Source organism: Paenibacillus lycopersici (genome assembly GCF_010119935.1).
Lineage (GTDB): Bacteria > Bacillota > Bacilli > Paenibacillales > Paenibacillaceae > Paenibacillus_Z > Paenibacillus_Z lycopersici.
Genome location: NZ_CP048209.1, coordinates 4,467,457 through 4,487,237, shown reverse-complemented (window position 1 = coordinate 4,487,237; position 19,781 = coordinate 4,467,457). Strand labels below are relative to the sequence as shown.

General features: G+C 59.0%; 19 protein-coding genes. 16 read left to right on the top strand and 3 right to left on the bottom strand.

Annotated elements, in window-relative coordinates; genetic code table 11:
* Window positions 1-43: 43 nt before the first annotated feature.
* The 4 genes from GXP70_RS19855 to GXP70_RS19840 all read left to right on the top strand — a co-directional run bounded on the left by GXP70_RS19855 (window position 44) and on the right by GXP70_RS19840 (window position 3,426).
* Window positions 44-610, top strand: coding sequence for a TlpA family protein disulfide reductase (locus GXP70_RS19855; protein ID WP_162358444.1), 567 nt, complete (start codon window positions 44-46; stop codon window positions 608-610).
* 243 nt (window positions 611-853) lie between these two features.
* Complete coding sequence (locus GXP70_RS19850; RefSeq protein WP_225442485.1) at window positions 854-1,831, top strand: ABC transporter ATP-binding protein; 978 nt, start codon at window positions 854-856, stop codon at window positions 1,829-1,831.
* On the top strand, window positions 1,828-2,634 hold the full coding sequence (locus tag GXP70_RS19845; protein ID WP_162358442.1) for an ABC transporter permease: 807 nt from the start codon (window positions 1,828-1,830) through the stop codon (window positions 2,632-2,634). The genes GXP70_RS19850 and GXP70_RS19845 overlap by 4 nt, the downstream gene beginning before the upstream one ends.
* 9 nt (window positions 2,635-2,643) lie before the next feature.
* Complete coding sequence (locus tag GXP70_RS19840; protein ID WP_162358441.1) at window positions 2,644-3,426, top strand: ABC transporter permease; 783 nt, start codon at window positions 2,644-2,646, stop codon at window positions 3,424-3,426.
* A 65-nt stretch (window positions 3,427-3,491) separates the two neighbouring features.
* On the opposite strand, the gene cimA is transcribed toward GXP70_RS19840, so the two are convergent.
* Window positions 3,492-5,105, bottom strand: a complete 1,614-nt coding sequence (gene cimA, locus GXP70_RS19835; RefSeq protein ID WP_162358440.1) for a citramalate synthase — start codon at window positions 5,103-5,105, stop codon at window positions 3,492-3,494.
* Window positions 5,106-5,300: 195 nt separating this feature from the next.
* On the opposite strand from cimA, the gene GXP70_RS19830 reads away from it, so the two are divergent.
* The 6 genes from GXP70_RS19830 to GXP70_RS19805 all read left to right on the top strand — a co-directional run bounded on the left by GXP70_RS19830 (window position 5,301) and on the right by GXP70_RS19805 (window position 14,023).
* Complete coding sequence (locus GXP70_RS19830; RefSeq protein ID WP_162358439.1) at window positions 5,301-6,587, top strand: DNA polymerase IV; 1,287 nt, start codon at window positions 5,301-5,303, stop codon at window positions 6,585-6,587.
* 67 nt (window positions 6,588-6,654) lie between these two features.
* A complete protein-coding gene (locus GXP70_RS19825; protein WP_090635496.1) occupies window positions 6,655-6,891 on the top strand; it encodes a ferredoxin in 237 nt (78 codons plus the stop codon).
* A gap of 179 nt (window positions 6,892-7,070) precedes the next feature.
* The gene (locus GXP70_RS19820; protein WP_162358438.1) at window positions 7,071-8,975 is read left to right on the top strand and encodes a CHASE2 domain-containing protein; all 1,905 of its coding nucleotides are present in this window, start codon (window positions 7,071-7,073) and stop codon (window positions 8,973-8,975) included.
* The gene (locus tag GXP70_RS19815; protein ID WP_162358437.1) at window positions 8,972-10,846 is read left to right on the top strand and encodes a FecR domain-containing protein; all 1,875 of its coding nucleotides are present in this window, start codon (window positions 8,972-8,974) and stop codon (window positions 10,844-10,846) included. Before GXP70_RS19820 ends, GXP70_RS19815 begins: the two co-directional genes overlap by 4 nt.
* A 17-nt stretch (window positions 10,847-10,863) precedes the next feature.
* Window positions 10,864-12,477, top strand: a complete 1,614-nt coding sequence (locus GXP70_RS19810) for a stalk domain-containing protein (RefSeq protein WP_162358436.1) — start codon at window positions 10,864-10,866, stop codon at window positions 12,475-12,477.
* A gap of 103 nt (window positions 12,478-12,580) precedes the next feature.
* A complete protein-coding gene (locus tag GXP70_RS19805) occupies window positions 12,581-14,023 on the top strand; it encodes a L,D-transpeptidase (protein WP_162358435.1) in 1,443 nt (480 codons plus the stop codon).
* A gap of 13 nt (window positions 14,024-14,036) precedes the next feature.
* Here the strand turns inward: GXP70_RS19805 and GXP70_RS29605 are convergent, their stop codons facing one another.
* Complete coding sequence (locus GXP70_RS29605; protein ID WP_192043515.1) at window positions 14,037-14,177, bottom strand: hypothetical protein; 141 nt, start codon at window positions 14,175-14,177, stop codon at window positions 14,037-14,039.
* A 193-nt stretch (window positions 14,178-14,370) separates the two neighbouring features.
* Here GXP70_RS29605 and GXP70_RS19800 point away from each other — a divergent pair, with 193 nt between their 5' ends.
* From GXP70_RS19800 to GXP70_RS19780, 5 genes are all read left to right on the top strand, one after another.
* Window positions 14,371-15,471 (top strand): quinone-dependent dihydroorotate dehydrogenase, encoded by a 1,101-nt coding sequence (locus GXP70_RS19800; RefSeq protein ID WP_162358434.1) that lies wholly within the window; start codon window positions 14,371-14,373, stop codon window positions 15,469-15,471.
* Window positions 15,472-15,487: 16 nt separating this feature from the next.
* Complete coding sequence (locus tag GXP70_RS19795) at window positions 15,488-16,291, top strand: GTP diphosphokinase (RefSeq protein ID WP_162358433.1); 804 nt, start codon at window positions 15,488-15,490, stop codon at window positions 16,289-16,291.
* Window positions 16,292-16,738, top strand: coding sequence for a DUF309 domain-containing protein (locus tag GXP70_RS19790; protein WP_225442484.1), 447 nt, complete (start codon window positions 16,292-16,294; stop codon window positions 16,736-16,738).
* A gap of 120 nt (window positions 16,739-16,858) precedes the next feature.
* Entirely contained in the window at window positions 16,859-17,602 is a 744-nt protein-coding gene (locus GXP70_RS19785; RefSeq protein WP_162358432.1) for a pseudouridine synthase, read from the top strand.
* Between the two features lie 91 nt (window positions 17,603-17,693).
* A complete protein-coding gene (locus tag GXP70_RS19780) occupies window positions 17,694-18,491 on the top strand; it encodes a Cof-type HAD-IIB family hydrolase (RefSeq protein WP_318652386.1) in 798 nt (265 codons plus the stop codon).
* 68 nt (window positions 18,492-18,559) lie between these two features.
* On the opposite strand, the gene GXP70_RS19775 is transcribed toward GXP70_RS19780, so the two are convergent.
* Entirely contained in the window at window positions 18,560-18,652 is a 93-nt protein-coding gene (locus GXP70_RS19775; RefSeq protein ID WP_162358431.1) for a dihydroorotate dehydrogenase, read from the bottom strand.
* Window positions 18,653-18,951: 299 nt separating this feature from the next.
* On the opposite strand from GXP70_RS19775, the gene GXP70_RS19770 reads away from it, so the two are divergent.
* Complete coding sequence (locus GXP70_RS19770) at window positions 18,952-19,536, top strand: GNAT family N-acetyltransferase (protein ID WP_162358430.1); 585 nt, start codon at window positions 18,952-18,954, stop codon at window positions 19,534-19,536.
* Window positions 19,537-19,781 lie beyond the last annotated feature (245 nt).

Here is a 19,781-nt window from a genome sequence, read left to right as displayed (position 1 = left end):
AGCGAGTCGGATGTATCGACAAATTTTGGAAAGAAGGCCCAACATGAAACGATCGATCGTATTGCTAGCCATTGTACTTCTGCTTGCGGGAGTAGCCGTATATCAGAATAACGGCAAACATGACGAAGTCTTGGCCGCATCGTCGGATATGCTGCCGAAGCCGGGTTTCACCGCGCCGACGCTCAGCTTGCCCGATCTGAAAGATCGGCCTGTCGCGATCGGCGGGAAGCAGGAAAAGCTGACGCTGGTTAATTTCTGGGCGTCCTGGTGTTACCCCTGCGAGATGGAAGCGCCCGATCTTCAAGCGCTGTCGAAGGAATATGGCGATAAGCTGCAAATCTTGGGGATCAACGCGACGAGCGTCGACAAGGAACGGCAGGCGAGGGAATTCGTCGATCAGCAGAAGCTGACGTTCACCATCCTGATGGACAGAGAGGGCAGCGCCCAGAAGCTGTACAAGATCAATTCGTTCCCGATCAGTCTGCTGGTGGACGGCAACGGTATCGTCCGGGAACGGGTCGAGGGCGTCATCAAGAAGGAGCAATGGCAGTCGCTTATCGACAAATGGCTGAATGCCGAAGTTGAAGAGAAGGCGAACGCGGCGACCTGATCATGGCGGCGCGATCCAATACGATACGAGTCAACAACGGTTAAGAACCGACAGTGACAATGAAGATACAACGGATAGAACGAACGGCGAAGAAGCGGATGCACCTTAATGGCGGTATCCGCTTTTTGCTGCGGAGATTTTATTCCTTCATCCAAATTCAATCTTGACAGCGTTTGCAGGGTAGTGGTATATTTTTCTCCCTGTCATTCTCAATACACTAATAAAATATGGAGGTACAGGAAGTTGATTACTTTGGAAGGCATAAGCAAAACATTCCTGGTTGCGAAGCGGCAACCGGGTATCCGGCATGCGGTCAAATCGCTGTTCCATCGGGAGTACACGGCGGTCGACGCGCTGCAGGACATCTCCTTCTCGATTGCGCCCGGCGAAATCGTCGGCTACATCGGGCCGAACGGGGCGGGCAAATCGACAACGATCAAAGTCATGAGCGGCATCCTGGTGCCGGACCGCGGCGCGTGCGTCATCGACGGCTTCACCCCGTGGAAGGACCGGGTGCCGTTCGTGAAGAACATCGGCGTCGTGTTCGGCCAGCGCTCGCAGCTGTGGTGGGACGTGCCGGTGCTCGACTCGTTCGAGCTGCTGCGCGACATCTACGACGTACCGGAGGCGCAGTACAAGGAGACGCTGACGCTGCTCGTCGAGGCGCTCGATCTAGGCGCCATCATCCACACGCCGGTCAGGCAGCTGAGCCTCGGCCAGCGGATGCGCTGCGAAATCGCCGCCTCCTTGCTGCACAGCCCGCGCATCTTGTTCCTGGACGAACCGACGATCGGGCTTGACGCGGTTTCCAAGATCGCGGTGCGGCAGTTCATCAAGAAGATCAACAAGGAGAAGGGCGTCACCGTCATTCTGACGACGCATGATATGAACGACATCGAAGCGCTCGCGAGCCGGATTCTGCTGATCGGCAAAGGAAAGCTGCTCTACGACGGCAGCGTGCAGGGCCTGCGGAGCCGGTTCGGCACGAAACGGACGATCACCGCCGACTACCACGAGAACGGCAAGCCGCTGCATATTCCGGGCGCCGAGCTGCTGTCCTGGACGCCGGAGCGGGCCATACTCGGCGTCGACACCGAGCAGGTGATGATCTCCGAGGCGATTACCCGGCTCTCCGCGCAGGTCGAACTGCTGGACGTGGCGGTCGAAACCCAGCCGATCGAGGATATCATCGTCCAGATGTACAAGGAGTACCGGTTATGAGGAAGGCTTACTTATCCGTCTTCAGGCTCCGAGTCAGCACCGGTCTTCAATACCGCACCGCGGCGCTGGCCGGCATCGGAACGCAATTCTTCTTCGGTTTCGTCTTCATTATGGTCTTCGAGGCGTTCTACGCGCACACCGTCAACCAACCCCCGATGACACTGTCCCAAGTGATCACCTACAGCTGGCTCAAACAGGCGTTCCTGGCTTTCATCATTCTATGGCTCCGGGACAACGAGCTGTTCCAGCTGATTACAAGCGGCAACATCGCTTACGAGCTATGCCGGCCCAGCGGCATCTACGGCTTCTGGTTCGCCAAGCTGCTCGCCCAGCGGTTGTCGAGCGCGCTGCTGCGCTGCTTCCCGATTCTTCTTGTTGCTCTGTTTCTGCCGGACCCTTACCGGCTGGAGCTCCCTTCAGATCCGCTCACCTTGCTGCTCTTCGTCGCCGCGCTGTTAATCGGCCTGCTCATGATCGTATCGTTGTCGATGCTGATCTATATTTCCGTGTTCGTCACGATGTCGCCGAGCGGCTCGCTGCTGATGTTCAGCATATTCGGCGAATTTCTTGCCGGGATGATCATTCCGGTGCCGCTGATGCCGGGATGGATGCAGAACATCGTATACGTGCTGCCGTTTCACTGGACGGTCGATTTTCCGTTTCGGGTCTATACGGGGGATCTGACGAAATCCGATGCGGCCGTGGGGCTGCTGGGGCAATTGACATGGCTCGCAGCGCTGGTCGCCGTCGGCAAATTCACCATGGGACGGGCGCTGCGGCGCATCGTCGTGCAGGGAGGCTGAAGCGGGGCCATGAAGCTTTATTTCAAATACATGCTGATCATCTTGAAATCGCAAATGCAATATCGGGGCTCGTTCTTGCTGCTCCTCGTCGGCCAGTGCTTGACGCCGTTCACGACATTGGCCGGGGTGTACTTCATGTTCGAACGGTTCGGGCAGCTGAAAGGCTGGGATTTCTACGAGGTGGCGCTATGCTTCGCCGTGACCCAGATGGCGTTCTCGCTCAGCGAGACGTTCGCGCGCGGCTTCGATACGTTCTCGAGCCTTGTCGTGAGCGGCGATTTCGACAGGCTTCTCGTACGTCCGCGCGGCACGGTCGTACAGGTGCTCGGCTCGCGGTTCGAGTTTGCCCGCCTTGGCAGGCTGCTGCTCAGTCTGGCCCTGCTCGTATGGTCCGTCATGCATATCGATGTCGCGTGGACGGGACTCAGAATCATGGCGCTCGTCCTGATGCTCCTATGCGGTACCGTCATTTACACCGGCATCTTCATCCTTGCCGCGTCGATCAGCTTCTGGACGGTGCAGGGGCTGGAAATCGTCAATATCTTCACCGACGGCGGACGGGAAATGACGCAGTATCCGCTCAACATCTATCACCGCTGGATCAAACGGTTCTTCACCTTCATCATCCCGTTCGGCTGCATTAACTATTTGCCGCTGCTGTACATCCTCGGGCGCGAAGGTGCCGATCATGCGCTCTACGCGCTGACGCCGCTGAGCGGGTTTCTGTTCCTCGCGCCATGCCTGCTCGTCTGGCGGATCGGCGTCCGGCATTACCGGTCGACCGGTTCGTAGCCCATATGCAAAAGAAGGGGCCGCCCGTTGCGGGCAGCCCCTTCTATAGCTAGCAATTTCACCGGTCAGTGGTTCACGAGACCCAGCTGCTCGCGCGGTTCGTCATGCGAATCGACTTTGCTCTTCGTCAGCAGCGCGTAGCGAATGCTGTCGACAAGCGCTTCCCAGCTCGCTTCGATGACGTTGCTGGAGACGCCGACCGTGTTCCAGGTGTTCTTGAAATCGGTCGATTCCATGAGCACGCGGACTTTGGCGGCCGTTGCGTCCTTCTCGTCGATGACGCGTACCTTGTAGTCGGACAGATGGAAATCGTTAATGCTTGGATAGTAGGTTTCCAGCGCCTTGCGCAGCGCGTTGTTGAGCGCGTTGACGGGGCCGTTGCCTTCGGCGGCCATATAGACGGCTTGACCGTCGATATTGACCTTCACGATCGCCTCGGCGTTCATGCCGTGGCCGTTCGTTTTCTCGACGAGCATTTTGAGCGATTCCAGCTTGAAAATCTCTTTCATCTCGCCGAAGGCGTCGCGTAGCAGCAGCTCGAGGGAGGCGTCGGCGCCTTCGAATTGGTAGCCTTGATGCTCCAGCTCCTTGATACGCTCCATGATTTGCTTCGTCTTCTCGTTGTTCGCGTTAATGTCGAGCCCGAGCTCTTGCGCCTTGGAAATGATGTTGCTCTGGCCGGCGAGCTCGGAGACGAGCACGCGCTGCTTGTTGCCGACGAGCTCCGGCCGGATATGCTCGTACGTCTTCGAATCTTTCATGATCGCCGATACGTGGATGCCGCCTTTGTGCGCGAACGCCGCGTTGCCGACATACGGCTGCGCGACGGGCATATGGACGTTGGCGATTTCGCTGATATAGCGCGCCGTCTTCGTCAGCGACTGCAGCTGGTCGTCGCTGATGCAGCGGTAATCCATTTTCAATTGCAGGTTCGGAATGATCGAGCAGAGATTCGCGTTACCGCAGCGTTCGCCGTAGCCGTTGATCGTGCCCTGGATTTGACGGGCGCCGGCTTGTACGGCCGCAAGCGTATTGGCGACGGCAAGCTCGCAATCGTTATGCGTATGTATGCCGATCGGCGAATTCAGCTCGGACGCGACGCGCGTGACGATGTCGTGGATTTCCGTAGGGAGGGTGCCGCCGTTCGTGTCGCAGAGCACGATCCAGTCGGCGCCCGCATCCTGCGCTTTGCGCAGCACGGAGAGCGCGTACTCCGGATTATGCTTGTACCCGTCGAAGAAATGCTCCGCGTCGAAGATCGCCTCGACGCCGTTGCGTTTCAGGAAGGCGAAGGAATCGTAGATCATGGACAGATTCTCTTCGAGCGTCGTTTGCAGCGCGGTGTGTACGTGGAAGTCCCACGACTTGCCGACGAGCGTAGCGGCCGGAACGCCGGATTCCACGATGCGCAGCAGGCTGCTGTCTTGCTCGGCGAGGCTGTTCTTCCGCCGCGTGCTGCCGAAGGCGGTCAGCTTCGCGTTCAGCTTCATGCCTTTGATGCGCTGAAAAAATTCAATGTCCTTGCTGTTGCTGCCGGGATTTCCGCCTTCAATATAATGAACGCCGAGCAGATCGAGCTTCTGGGCGATTTTGACTTTATCCTCTGCGGAAAGACTGATGCCTTCTCCCTGTGTGCCGTCTCGCAGCGTTGTGTCGAATACGGAGATTGTGTTTCCCATGAATGCAGAAGCCCCCTTCCAAAGACCAGTTTTACGTTCTAGTCATAATATTTTATTATACCATCAGAAGAGCGGGGCGTAAATGTCGGATGCATTCGCCGGCGGCGAAAGTTGACGCGGCGGACGTTATCTTGCTATGCTGAAAATACGATCATAAGTTCGGGTATCGGTTATCCGCGGAAGGATGTTGCTGCGATGACGAAGGAGCGGGAAGCGGCGCCTCCCAAAAGCCGCGTCATTCTTCATTTAGACATGAACGCGTTCTATTGTTCCGTTCACGAGGCGGAAGAGCCTCGCTTATATAAAGGCAAGCCGACGGCGGTCGCCGGAAGCGTGGAGCAGCGGAGAGGGATCATCGTGACGTCGTCGTACGCCGCGCGGGCGCAAGGCGTCAAGACCGGCATGACGGTGCGCGAGGGGCTCCGCAAATGTCCGGATCTCGTGCTGATCAGTCCCGATTTCAACCTGTACCGCATGTACTCCAAAGGCTTCATGTCAATAGCCAGGCAGTATACGCCGCTCGTGGAAGCCGTCTCGATCGACGAGTGCTATATGGATATAACGGGCTCGGCCGCCTTTGGCGAACCGCTTCACATCGCGCATACCATACAGGAGCGGATCCGCACGGAATGGAATTTGCCCTGTTCCGTCGGTATCGCGCCGAACAAACTGCTGGCCAAGATGGCGTCCGACATGCAGAAGCCGAACGGCTTCACCGTGCTGCGCATCCGCGACGTGCCCCGGCTGCTCTGGCCCAAGCCGTGCGATACGCTGTTCGGCATCGGCCGGAAGACGGCGGAGAAGCTGACGAAGCTGAACATCCGTACGATCGGACAGCTTGCGGCCGCCGAAGAAGCGGCGCTGATCAAGCATTTCGGCGTGACCGGCAGCTGGATGAAGGCGGCCGCGCACGGCTATGATTACGCGCCTGTCAACGCCGAGCGCGGACGGAACAAGTCGATCGGCCACACGACGACGCTCCCGAGAGACGTGACCGACCGGGACGAAGCGCACCGGATACTGCTCAATCTGGCCGACCAGACCGGCAGGCGGATGAGGCAGCAGAAGATGATGGCCGCAACGATTCAGATCGTTATCCGGAGACCGGACATGGTGACGATCAACCGCTCCGTCACGCTGGAGACGCCTACCGATTCCGCGGCCGATATTCATAGGGAAGCGTGCAAGCTGTTCGATAAGCATTGGAAGGACGGCGAACCCGCGCGCCTGCTCGGCATCACGCTGCAGAACCTGACGCTGCAGTCGGAAACCGCGGTCCAGCTGGATTTGTTCAATTATAGCGAACAGCCGAAGAAAGAGGCGCTGACGCAAGCGATGGATAGATTGAGAGACAAATTCGGCGAGGATGCGGTGCTGACGGCGGGCATGCTTGGCGACGATCCGTCGGCCTTAATCCGCAATAAACGAATTCGCGGGACATCCTTGCAAAGGGATGAGCATATGTTATATAGTGATGAGTGAGGGTTGTATGCTTAGTATGAAGCACATAACGTAAGGTTGAACTTACCACATAATAGGAGGAACCACGATGTCGAAATTTACTTGGGTAGAGAAAGATACATGCATTGCATGCGGAGCGTGCGGAGCAACGGCACCGGACATTTACGATTACGACGATGAAGGTTTGGCTGAAGTTATTTTCGGCAACGACGGTAACCACGGCAACACGGAAATTCCGGAAGATTTATACGATGATTTGCAAGATGCGGCAGACGGCTGCCCGACCGACTCCATCAAGATCGCGGACACGGCTTTCAATAACTAATCTCACATATAAATCGCGTAAACGCGCACATGAAGTCCCGTTCCCTGTTTCGACAGGAGCGGGATTTTTCTTGTTTTTTCGACAATCCGTTGTTGCCAATCGTTGTAAGTCTACTCTAGAATGATAGGTAGCTTAATAGCCTATTTCTGGCAGCATGAACAAGAGAATAGGGGGCGTGTATGCACAGGCGCAAATGGATCGCCGCGGCTGCGGCCGGTATCGTCATTATGCTGTTCTGGTCGTTTCTAAGCCAGTTGGGAACGGGTGGGACGCTGAGCAAGCTGGAATCGGTGCTTCAAGACAAAGTAACGAAGCAATCGGATGCGGCGCGAAAACCGAACGTCAACATCAAGCTGATTACGATCGACCAGGCTTCGCTAGACGGGCTCGGGCAATTCCCGTGGGACCGCAGTCTGTACGCGCAAATGATCGGCATGCTTGCGGATGCGGGCGCGAAAGCGATCGCGCTCGACGTCGTGCTGTCGGAGCCGGGGAACGATCCCGCGATCGATGCGGCCATGGCGGAGACGATGCGCAAGTATCCGAACGTCGTTCTGCCGGTCGTATTCAATTTCAAGGCAAGACAGGACCAGGCCGGCGCATTGGAGACGGAATCGATCTCCTACCCGGCTTCGACCATCGGCGCAGGACCGGATCAGCTCGGGCACATCAACGTGCTGCAGGACAACGACGGCACCGTGCGCAAGCTGACGGTCGGCTTGCGGGACAACGCGGGCAGGATGGTTCCGGCGTTCAGCGTCAAGCTGGCGAATTACTTGCTCGACGCGTCGCATCAAATCGGTTGGGATGCCGGCAGGAACGGCTGGTACCGGGGAGACAAGCGGTTGCCCGTCGATGCGCGCGGCCAATTGACGACACAGTTCTACACGGAGCCGAGAGAAGCGATGAACGCGGATACGGGCTATGACACCCAGAGCTTCGTCGACGTCCTGACGGGCAACGTGCCGCCCGAATATTATCAAGGCGATATCGTGCTGATCGGACCGTATGCGCCGGGCTTGCAGGACGAGTACTTGACGCCGCTCAGTCCGGTGCTGAAGATGTACGGAGTGGAGATTCACGCCAACATGGCGCAGTCGCTCGTCGCGGGCAAGTTCTATACGCAATCCGGTCAAGGCATCGGCTACGCGTTGATCGCGCTGCTGACGCTGCTGCCGATCCTGCTGTTCGCGCGGATGACCGGCTACAAGACCTTTATCGTCTACGGGGCGCTTGTCATAGTCTATACCTTGACCTGGATCGAGCTTTACCAGCTCGAGTCCGTCTTCATTCCGTTCACGTATCCGTTCTTGGCGATGACGACGGTGCTGATCTGGTCGGTCGTGCGGTATTACGTCATGGAGCGCACGGAAAGGGGCAGGGTGACGAACATTTTCGGCCGTTTCGTGCCGCGGACGGTCGTCGACGAGCTGCTCGCCTCCGGCGAAGAGGTTAAGGTCGGCGGACAGCGCAGGGACATCAGCGTCATGTTCGTCGATATTCGGGGATTTACCCCGATGTCCGAGAAGCTGGAGCCGGAGCAGATCATTCAAGTGTTGAACGAATACCTGGATATATGTACGAAAGCCGTCTTCAAGTACAACGGCACGCTGGACAAGTTCATCGGCGACGGCGTCATGGCGATCTTCGGGGCGCCGGTCTCGCAGCCGAACCATCCCGAGCTCGCGGTGCTGGCCGCGCTGGAGATGAAGCGGCAGTCCGCGGAACTGGAAGAGCGCTGCCTGCGCGAGATCGGCGTTCCGGTGCGGTTCGGCGTCGGCATCAACAGCGGTCCGGCCGTCGTCGGCAACATCGGCTCGCAAATGCTGCGGCTGGACTATACGGCCATCGGCGATACGGTCAATCTTGCGGCGCGGCTGGAATCGAACGCCAAGCCGGGACAGATTCTGATCAGCGATGCAACGCTGAACCGCGTGACCGGGCGGTTCGATACGGCGTTCATCGGCGAAATCAAAGTGAAGGGCAAAGAGAAGCCCGTGCCCGCAACGGAAGTGCGGGGGCAAACGGAATCTTCGCCGTCCTTGCATCCGATTCGCGAATTCGAAGGGAGAGAAGGAACATGAGGAAGGGAAGCTCCCGCACGCTGCTTGCGGCGCTGTGCTTCTTGCTTGTCATCGGACCCGCGTCGCTGTTCTTCGGCAAGCAGGCGTCGGCACAGATTATGCGCGTGGCTGTCGTGCAGTCGCTGAAAGGCGGCGTAACCGTCTTGAAGTCGGGAGGCGCGAAGCCGTTCAAGGCGTTCAAGAACATGAGCCTGAACGAGGGGGATCAGATCGCGACGGCGAAGGACGGCCAAGTCGTGCTCGAGCTGTCCAGCGCGAATGCGGATAAGGATTCCATTACCATCGCGGCCAATTCGGTCGTCAATTTCTCCAAAATGAAAGACGGCGAAGGAACCAAGTCGAAACTGAGCGTATGGGCCGGATCGCTGTGGGTGAAGGTCAAGTCGGTCTCGAACGCCAGCGATCAGTTCGAGGTGGAGACGCCGACGTCGATCATGGGCGTGCGCGGCACGCAGTTCTACGTCGACGTCGATCCGATGACCGGATTGACCCAGCTGTTCCTTGCGGCGGGCGTTGTCCAGTCCTCGACGAACGATACGCGGAAGGCTGCATCGAGCCATGAGCAGATGAACCAGCAGCAGCTCGTCTATCCGTCGCAGCAGCTCGCCGAATCGCATGATCAAGCCGATCTGATGACGCAAATCGCGATTGTCGACTTGCAGCAATTCATTGCGCAGGCGTCGCCGGATATCATTCGGGCCATCCTCTCCAGCGCGCAGTCGATCATGGCGGAGAACGATGCGTATCTATTGAAGAAGCGGCAGGAGCTGGACAAGGGTCCGAAGGGAGACCCGGCCGGCAGCCTAGCCTCGCAGGAAGAGCTTGACCGGATCGCGGAGAATCTGGGCAATTTGCTATCCGCGATTGCGCAAGAGGCGCTGAAACAGCAGAAGCTTGACCAGAAGGCGCTGGAACAGCTGGTCGAGGAAGCCGGCAAGAAGCTGGACGGCAGCAATATCATCGACTTGAAGAAGAAGGCGGACTTGAAGCTGACCGATAAGGAAAAGGAACAGCAGAACAAGCTGGATCAGCTCCTGAAAGCCAAACAGGAACAGGCAGCCAAGGAGCAGGCGGCCAAAGAAGCGCAATTGCAGCAAATGAAAGACGCCTTGGCGAAAGCGCAGCAGAAACTGCAAGAGCTGATCGAGCAAAACCGGAAGAAGCTGGAGGAACAGCAGAAGCTGGCCGAGCAAGCGTACTTCAATACGCTGTCTGCGGACGAGCAGAAGAAATTCAACGCCAACCGCGTGGACAACGGACTTGCGCCGCTTGGAACGGGTACGTCGCCGGGCGCTGGCTCCGGTCCCGTCCAGCAGCCCGCTGTCCGCAAAGCGAGCTTGGCGTTCAGCAATCCGCAGCAGGCGGCGACGCCCGTCGATAACATCGGCGACGTGGACCTGAATCTCGTCTTTGACGGATTCGCCGCTTCGCCGCGTATCGCTGGTTATCAGATCGAAGTGGAATTCCCGACGCAGATGGCCGCGTTCCGTCAAGGCGCGTTCGCCGAACCGGAGTCGGCGCTGCAGTATCGCGCAGGCGCCGCAGGGTTCAAGGTCGAGCCGGAAGGCACGTCGGTCGCGAACGCGAACAGCGTCGACGATTTTCGCGTCGTCGCAGGGTCGGCTACATCGAGCGTGATCTATTCGGTGGCCATGTTCAGAGCCGATCCGGCGACCGTCCCTGACAGCGCGGTAATGCTCAAGCTGCCGTTCAACGTCCATGCGCCGTCTGCCGGCGGGGATACGGGAAGCGGACTGGCCAATGTCGCGTTCCATATCAAATCCATTAAAGCCGTCGACGCGAACGGCGATCCGATTGCGGTCAAGGCCGGAGATGACGTGACGGTGCAGGTGCGGCAGGCGAATACTTAACGAGGAGATACGTTGCCATGAGGAAAATAACGAGATTCGCCGCCATCGCTGCGGCTGCTTCGGCCGTGCTGGCGGCTACGGGCGGCACGGGATACGCCGATGCGGGGAGCTCCCGGGATACGATCGGAAACCTTAAAGCGCTGTACGAGGTGCATACGATCGCAGGTACCGGCGATTACCGCTTGTCCAGCGGCGCGCCGCTCGGCTCCGCCTTCAGGACGCCCAGCTCGCTGCTGAAGGATAACGGGACGGATGCTTATCTGGTGTCGGATACCGGCAACCAGCAGCTCCGCTACATTACTTCGAAGGCGACGGACAAGGCTGCGGGCTTGTACATCGGCAGCGGCGACAAGGACGATCCGCTCGGCAGCTTCGTCGACGGTCCGGCCGCCGAGGCGGCATTCAACGGTCCGGCCGGCCTTGCGCAGGACGCTTCGGGCAACGTCTATGTCGCCGACGCCGGGAACAATGCCATCCGCAGGATCGATGCCGAAGGCAAGGTCACGACGGTTGCGGGCACCGGCGTATTCGGCGACGCCGACGGAGCCGGCGCGAAGGCGGAGTTCGATCATCCGCTCGATGTCGCGGTGACGAAGGACGGCGTTATCTACGTCGCGGATACGCTCAACCATGTGATTCGCCAAATCAAGAACGGCGCCGTGACGACGCTGACCGCGCATTCCGACCGGATCGTGGAGTACAGCCCGGGTTCGGTCGCGGCAGCGGGCGATTATGCGGACGGCCCGATCGGGCAGGCGAAGTTTAACGAACCGAGCGGCCTTGCGCTGGACGGCAAGGGCAATCTGTACGTCAGCGATACCGGCAACGACTTGATCCGCTATATCGATTTCAAGGCGGGCAAGGTAACGACGGTTGCGGGCGCGGGCGCGCCGGCCGGAACGGCCGGCCTGTACGGGGCCAACGCCGTCTACGCCGAAGGCGGATTCGCGGACGGGGCCGCGCGCGCGGCGAAGTTCCATGCGCCGCGCGGCATCGACGTCACCGCGGACGGCGGCGTGCTGATCGCGGATTCGCTCAACCACGCGATTCGCTACTTGTTCTCCGGCAGCGTGACGACGATCGCGGGCACGCCGGGCGAAGAAGGACGCGTAGACGGCCTTGCGGGCAGCGGCGCGCTGCTGAACCTGCCGACCGACGTGGTATGGCTCGGCGGAGGCGCGATGGCGGTTGCGGACAGCGGAAGCGGCACGATCCGGGTCGTCGAGCCGTATCGGGCGCCAGCCGAAGTCAAGGCGGACGGCACGATTCATCTGCTGTACGGAACGAAATTGCTGCAGAGCGACGCGAATCCGATCATCAAGGAGAGCGTTACCTTCGTGCCGGTCAGAGTGTTGGCGGAGCAGCTCGGTTACAGCGTTCAATACGAGAATGGCCAAACGACGCTTCGCAGCGGAACGACTGCTTATACCGTGAGAACCGGTTCCTCCGCGATCGCGAGATCGTCGGAAGGCAATGCGAAGCAGACGTTCAACATCGCGGGCACGCCGTTTAACGCGGGCGGCCGGTTGTTCCTGCCGGTTCGTTTCTTCGCCGAAGAGCTCGGCCTCGACGTGCAGTGGCTGCCGGATCTCCGCGCCGTACTGCTGCGCAGCAAGACGGTCGGCCATTGATCGCGGCCATAAAATAATTATAAAAAGAGCCGTCCGGATGTTATCCGGGCGGCTCTTCTGCCGATAAAATAGCTACCGGGTTCGGAACAAGGGAGGCTGCGACATGGAAACGAACGAGGATATGAACTATCTCAAACGTTACGTACAGAACCATCCCGATAATCGAATGGCCTGGTATTTGCTGGGCAAGCAGTACGTGCGGGAAGGCAAAGACGCGAAGGCGAACTATTGCTTCCTGCAATCCGGCAGCATCTATGATGCGTACGAACGCAAGCAGCATCCGCTGGCGAACGAGCCTCAGCAAATGATCGCCGAATGGAACCGCACACGCCGGCGCCGCCTGCTCGCGCTGCGTACGGCGTCCGCGGCGCTGCTCCTTGCCCTGATGACGATGTTCATCCGGCCGCACGGCTACGAGGACGGGGCAGGCGAAGCCCCCGGCAGGAGCAAACCGTCGGCGGCAGCGCCGGTTGCTGCGCCGGCCGTTATGAAAGACGGGCTTCAAGTCGTCTTCGTGAAACCGGGCGGGAGCGATGCGGCTATGTTAGGCAACGCGCTTGGCGCGCTCCTGCAAGGGGGGAGGAGCGGAGCCGGGCGGGGGCTCGCCGTCAGCTTGGAACAGGACGGCAAGTGGCGTAAGTGGACGGGTACGACCCGCCTGCTGGCTCAGACAGCGCCGATGGACGGTCAAGGCCGCGCCGATGTCGGCCTGCTTGACGCGCGGGCATGCGATTGCAAGCCGGGCAATGCATCGCAAGCGCGCAAGCTCTACGCCGGCTGGCGCGCGTGGCAGGAGCAGAAATGGACCCTGTCGAGCGCGATCGCGCATTACCGCGAGCGGACGACGGCATGGCCCGCCGCGCTGGACGATCTGGTGCGGCCGTATCCCGATAACGTGCTGTCGGGCAGCTCGGGAACGATGCGGCAGCTGTTCGCGCCATTACTGCAGGCGATGAAAACAAAGGCCGGCCAAGGCGCGGCGCCGCCGGCCGGGGCGGGATCCTCCGAGGGGAGCGGTGCTGCGGACATGCCCGATATGCGCGTTCCCGCGACTTCGGGCGTATCCGCAGCGGCCGCTTCCGCAATAGAATCGCCGCTGCCGGAGGAACCGCTGTCGATCGTCGTCGACAAGGCCAGCCATCAGTTAGCCGTCGTCAGCGGGGACGTCATCGTCCGCGGCTACATGGTGGGACTGGGCGGCGGCAAGACGCCGGAAGGCAGCTTCCGTATCAGCGAGAAGGTGCGCCATCCGAACGGCCGGGACGACAGCGAATTCGGCAGCCGGGGCATGGTGCTGTCCGGGTCGCTATACGCGATTCACGGCACGGACGAACCGGACAGCATCGGCAAGGACGAATCGCACGGCTGCATCCGGATGAACCGGAAGGATCTCGAGGAGCTGTACGACCTGGTTCCGCTCGGCACGAAGGTCCATATAAAAAGCGGCGTTCTTCCCGGCCAGCCGGCGCCGATCGCAACGCGTTTCCGCTTGCAGCCGGCCCAGGACGAGACGAACTCCGCTGTCGTTTACGAATGGCTAGATTGATTAACGGCCGAACTTACTTGTCAATAATAAGCAGTACGGCGATGACGATCACGACGACGACAAAGACCGATCCGATCCAGATGAGCGCTTTCTTATTGACTTCTTCTTTCGACTTGGATTTCATGATGGGCGGCTTCTTCTTGGCTTGGCTCATGCGGATCAACCTTTCTTTCACGGAAATGAGAATATGGTTTTATTGTAATCGTTTTCTTGCGTATAAACAACTGTTCGCAAGGCAATCGCGAGTCGCGCCGCAGGGAATGAAGGCGGCGGCGACTCTTTCTTTTTCGTGCCCGACACGTTAAACTGTTCGATAGAGCTAACACGAAGAACGGAGTGACTTAACCTTGCTGTACACCAAGATCGCCAAGCCTTATTTCTTCCGGATGGATGCGGAGAAAGCCCATCATATGGTCATCGACGGCCTCCATTCGGCAAGCCGCCTCCCGGGCATTCCCGGCATGATGCGCGCCATGTACGGCGTGCCGGAAGCGAAGGAGCTCGCGTCGAACCTGTTCGGCCTGCATTTCGCCCATCCCGTCGGCCTTGCCGCCGGATTGGACAAGAACGCGAAGGCCGTCGACATGTTCGCGAACATCGGCTTCGGCTTCGCCGAGGTCGGCACGGTGACGCCGAAAGGACAAGCCGGCAACGATCTGCCGCGCCTGTTCCGGCTGCCGAGCGACGAAGCGCTCATCAACCGGATGGGCTTCAATAACGACGGGGCGGAGGCGATGGCCGGACGTCTGGCGCATTATACGAACCGCCGGATTCCGATCGCCGTCAATATCGGCAAGAACAAGACGACCCCGAACGAGCTGGCGCACGAGGACTACCGCGCGTGCCTGCGGCAATTGTATACATACGGCGACTTCTTCGTCGTCAATATCAGTTCGCCGAATACGCCGGATCTGCGCGCGCTGCAGCATGGCGACGAGCTGAAGCTGCTGCTTGCGACCGTCATGGAAGAGACCGGCGCGCAGGCTGCCAAGAGCGGCGCCGCCCGCAAGCCCGTGCTCGTCAAGATCGCGCCGGACATGACCGACGAACAGCTGGCTTATACCGTCGAGACGATCGTTGCGAGCGGCGTGAACGGCATTATCGCGACGAACACGACGATCGGCCGCGAAGGGCTGCGGCATCCGAACGCGAAGGAAGCCGGCGGCTTGAGCGGCAAGCCCGTACGCGACCGTTCGACGGCCGTCGTGCGCGACGTGTACCGCCTTACGGGCGGACGGCTGCCCATTATTGGTTCCGGCGGCATCTTTACGGCATCCGATGCATACGATAAAATTCGCGCGGGTGCAAGTCTTGTAGAAATATACACTGCGCTGATTTATAAAGGCCCGGAGCTGCTCCGGGAGCTGACGGAAGGACTCAAAGCGCTGCTGCGCAAGGACGGATTCGCATCGATTACGGAAGCGATTGGGGCAGATCATCGGTCTTAAGACAGGAGGCGGCCGGATGGACGGAAGAGACTGGGGATTATTTTTACAGCCATATGAGCAAGCAGTCGAAGAATTGAAGGTCAAGCTGAAGACGCTTCGGACGGAGCTGAAGAATAGAGAAGCCTACGCGCCGATCGAGTTCGTCACGGGGCGGGTCAAGAAAATTTCGAGCATTCTCGAGAAGGCGAAACGGCTGTCGGTGCCGATGGAGAAAATCGATACCGGCATTGAAGATATCGCGGGCATCCGCATCATGTGCCAGTTCGTGGACGATATTCACCGCGTGGCGGGGCTGATCCGTTCGCGCAAAGATTTGAAGCTCGTCTACGAGAAGGATTACATTACGAATTTCAAAGACAGCGGTTATCGCAGTTACCATATGATCATCGAATATCCCGTTCAGACGGCGATCGGCTTAAAGAACGTGCTGGCGGAAATTCAAATCCGCACGCTCGCGATGAATTTCTGGGCGACGATCGAGCATTCGCTGAACTATAAGTATAAGGAAAGCTTGCCGGAGGACGTTCGGGGCCGGCTGAAGAAAGCGGCCGAGGCGGCGTCGCAGCTCGATATGGAGATGTCGAGCATCCGCAACGAAATATTGGATGCGCAGCGGGATTTCGAAGAGAAATCGAACATATTCTCCAGCGTGCTCAGCGACATTCAGGATCTATACTTCTTCAATCGGGTGCGGGAGGCCGTGCAGTTCCAGCTGCGGTTCAACGAGCTTTGGGAGCAGGAGGATACGTTCGGCATTCGCATGCTGTCCGACGAGATTCGCACCGCGATCAACCGGTCGAAGAAGGGCGGCACGACGTAAGTGGGCGGCGGGGCTGACAAGCTTTACGACGAGCGGTTCGTCCATTTCATCGTCCTGTTCAATACGGACCGGGATTATTTCGAATGTCACGAGGTCATGGAGGAATTGTGGCTGGAAGAAGGCCGCAATCTCCTCTATCAAGGACTGCTGCAAGCGGCGGTCGGCCTGCATCATTGGCGCAATGAGAATTTCTCCGGCGCGGTCAAATTGTTTAAGCAGGCGGACTCGAAGCTCGTTCAATATCCCGATGAGCAGATGGGCATTGATCTGCGGCGGCTCCGCGCCGACGTGGCCGGGAGCTTGGCACTGCTCGTCGGCGAGGAGGACAGGCTGTTAGCGCCGGCCTTCGCGCCGTTCCGGCTCGTTATTACGGATGAGCGGCTGATGATGGAATCGGAAGCGCTTGCGCAGATGCCATTGGAGCAGCGCCTTCATCCCGATGCATGATTCAGGGAGTCCGGGCGGACTCCCTTTTCGAATTCGCAAGCTCCCGTTAGCCGGTTGGTCAATGGAGCGGCTTTCATATACAATAAGTGAAGCATCGGACGTTTGGAGGATGAATAAAAGATGGCGAAACGAATGCGGCTGGATAAGCTGCTGTCAAATATGGGATTCGGGACGCGAAGCGAAATCCGGCGCGCGGTCAAGCAAGGGCGGGTCACGGTAGACGGAGCCGTCGTCAAGGATTTCGGCCTGCAGCTCGATCCGGAAGCGGAGCAAGTCAGGTTCGACGAAGAAGCGGTTATCTATAAAGATACCATCTACGTGATGCTCAATAAGCCTCAGGGCGTCGTTTCGGCGACGGAGGACACGCGCGACCGGACGGTCGTCGATCTGCTGGAGCCGGAGGATCGCGTGCTGCAGCCGTTCCCCGTAGGACGGCTCGACAAGGATACGGAAGGACTGCTGCTGCTGACGAATGACGGGAAGCTCTCGCATGACCTGCTGTCGCCGAAGAAGCATGTGCCGAAGACGTACGAGGCTTTGGTGCACGGCGATGTGGACGCGCGCGACCAGGAAGCGTTCGCGGCGGGCGTGACGCTGGACGACGGCTACGAGACGCAGCCGGCGAAGCTTGTTATCGGCGAGAAAGAAACGCGCGAGGATGGGATCTACAGCCGGATTTCGCTGACGATTCACGAAGGAAAGTTCCATCAAGTGAAGCGCATGTTCGAAGCCGTCGGCAAGAAGGTCGTCTTCTTGAAGCGGGTCTCCATGGGACCGCTTGTGCTCGACGAGACGTTGGGGCTTGGCGAATACCGCCCGCTCACGGAAGAAGAACTGGAAGCGCTGTTGAACGTTCGTAAATAACGATCAATAGATAGATAGATAGATAGATAGATAGATAGATAGATAGATCAACAGACAGATAGACAGACAGATAGGCAGGGAGAGGAACCATATGGCCAACATCAACTACGATTTAATTGCGCTCGATATCGACGGCACGCTGCTTACGGACGGACATGTATTGACCGCCGGCGTCAGAGAGGCGGTGCGCGAAGCGCATGAGCGCGGCGCGGAAATCGTGCTCTGTACGGGCAGGGGGCCGGCGAACGCGATTCCGGTCTTGGACGAGCTTGGACTTGCGGGCACGATGATTACGCATAACGGGGCGGCTACGGTCGACTCGGCCAGCCGCAGCGTGCTTCATCAATACAGCATCGCTGCGGCGGAAATGGCCCGTTTCCGGGCGTATTGCCTGCAGGCGAAGCTGCATTTCGATATTAACACGGCATTCGAGATGCTGATCGAAGGCATAACGCCGGAGGCGCGGCGGATGTACGAGCGATACGGCGCGAATCCGGTCATGCGGCAAGCGGACGCGCCGCTGCCGGAGGGGCTCGTGAAGTTTACGCTGTTCGGCGATATGGCGGAGCTTGACCGCGTCGAAGCGGAGTGGAACGGCTGGTCGCACGGCTTGCAGCATATCCGGAGCGGCGATTATTTTATCGACGTGCAGCACAAGGAAGCGAGCAAGGGCACGGCGCTGCGTCAGCTCGCGCAGCTTCGAGGCGTCGACCATAGCCGCGTCATGGCGATCGGCAATTACTTCAACGACGTCGGCATGCTGACGTTCGCCGGACTCGGCGTTGCGGTCGCGAATTCTCCGGACGCCGTGAAGGACGCGGCGAACGCAGTGACCCGTTCCAACGAAGAGGACGGGGTTGCGCACGCGCTGCGCGAGCATGCGTGGTAACGCGCAAATGAAAAAACCGTCGAAGGGGAGCCTTCGACGGTTTTCTCATTATCGCCAGTTAGTATTCCTTAGAAGAAAACCCCGCGGGTTACGATGACCAGCAGAATGAACAGAACCAGAATCACGCCAGCAGAAGTAAATCCTCCGTGTACACCGGACATGCAATTGCCTCCCTTAAAAGGTTTTTCCGGCACCGGCTTCAAGATTGTCATGTTGTTCTCGGCACTCGGTATACAGTATTGTATGAAATACGCCGTTCGCGGATTGGACAGATGCCCGCCTCGCCAACAATTGGGCAAATCGCGCGGGATGGATGGCCGAAGAATGAGATGGTTATCCGCGAGGCAAACGGAACGGAATGTACGCCTATCAACGGAGGCGGAGCCCGTCCGATCGAAGCCCGGAGCTTAACGCGCGCAGCTGCGCGCCATCGAATCGCAATTGAACGGAGGTTAACGCCATGCATGCTGCCCAGGACTTGCAGGGCTTGAAATTGCACACGAAACGGCTTGTGCTGCAAGTCGTTGACGAAACGGACGCCGAACGCGTGTTGGCGTTCTTCGCGCGCAACCGGGAGGCGCTGGCCGAATGGGAGCCGGCCCGGAACGAAGCGTTCTACACGCTCGATACGCAGCGGCAGCTCATCCGTCAGGACTTGCAGAGCCTGCAGGGGGGTCAGCGCGTCAGCTTCTGGCTGTCGCTTGCCGGGGACCCGGACGGGGAGCTGATCGGCACCGCATCGGTCAGCAATATCGTGCGCGGCGCGTTCCAATCCTGTCATCTCGGGTATCGGATGGACGAGAAGCACCGCAGCCAAGGCTATATGACGGAGGCGTTATCGCATCTCATCGCCTTCGCCTTCGACCGCTTGAACCTGCACCGGATCGAAGCCAACATCATGCCGCGCAACGCGCCGTCGTTGAAGGTGTGCGAGCGGCTTGGGTTCCGGCGCGAAGGGCTGGCGCGGGATTATTTGCGCATTGCCGGGCAATGGGAGGACCATGTCCATATGGTGCTGCTGCACCCTTGCTGGACGGAACGCTAACCGCCGGCGGCTATCGGAGCGTACGGAAACGCACGGGGGATAATTAACCTGCCATAGGCATTTATGTCCTTGCGGGTTTCATGTTAGAATAGAACATGCATCCTCTTGCAAGACATAGAGCGCAAATACGGGCACATAAGCCTTACTTGACTATACGATGTTCGAACGCCTCGATTGCGGACGAACGGGAGATTCCGGTTGGAAATCCGTTCTTCGCCCGCATTTCCCGGGATAGAGAAGCTGTC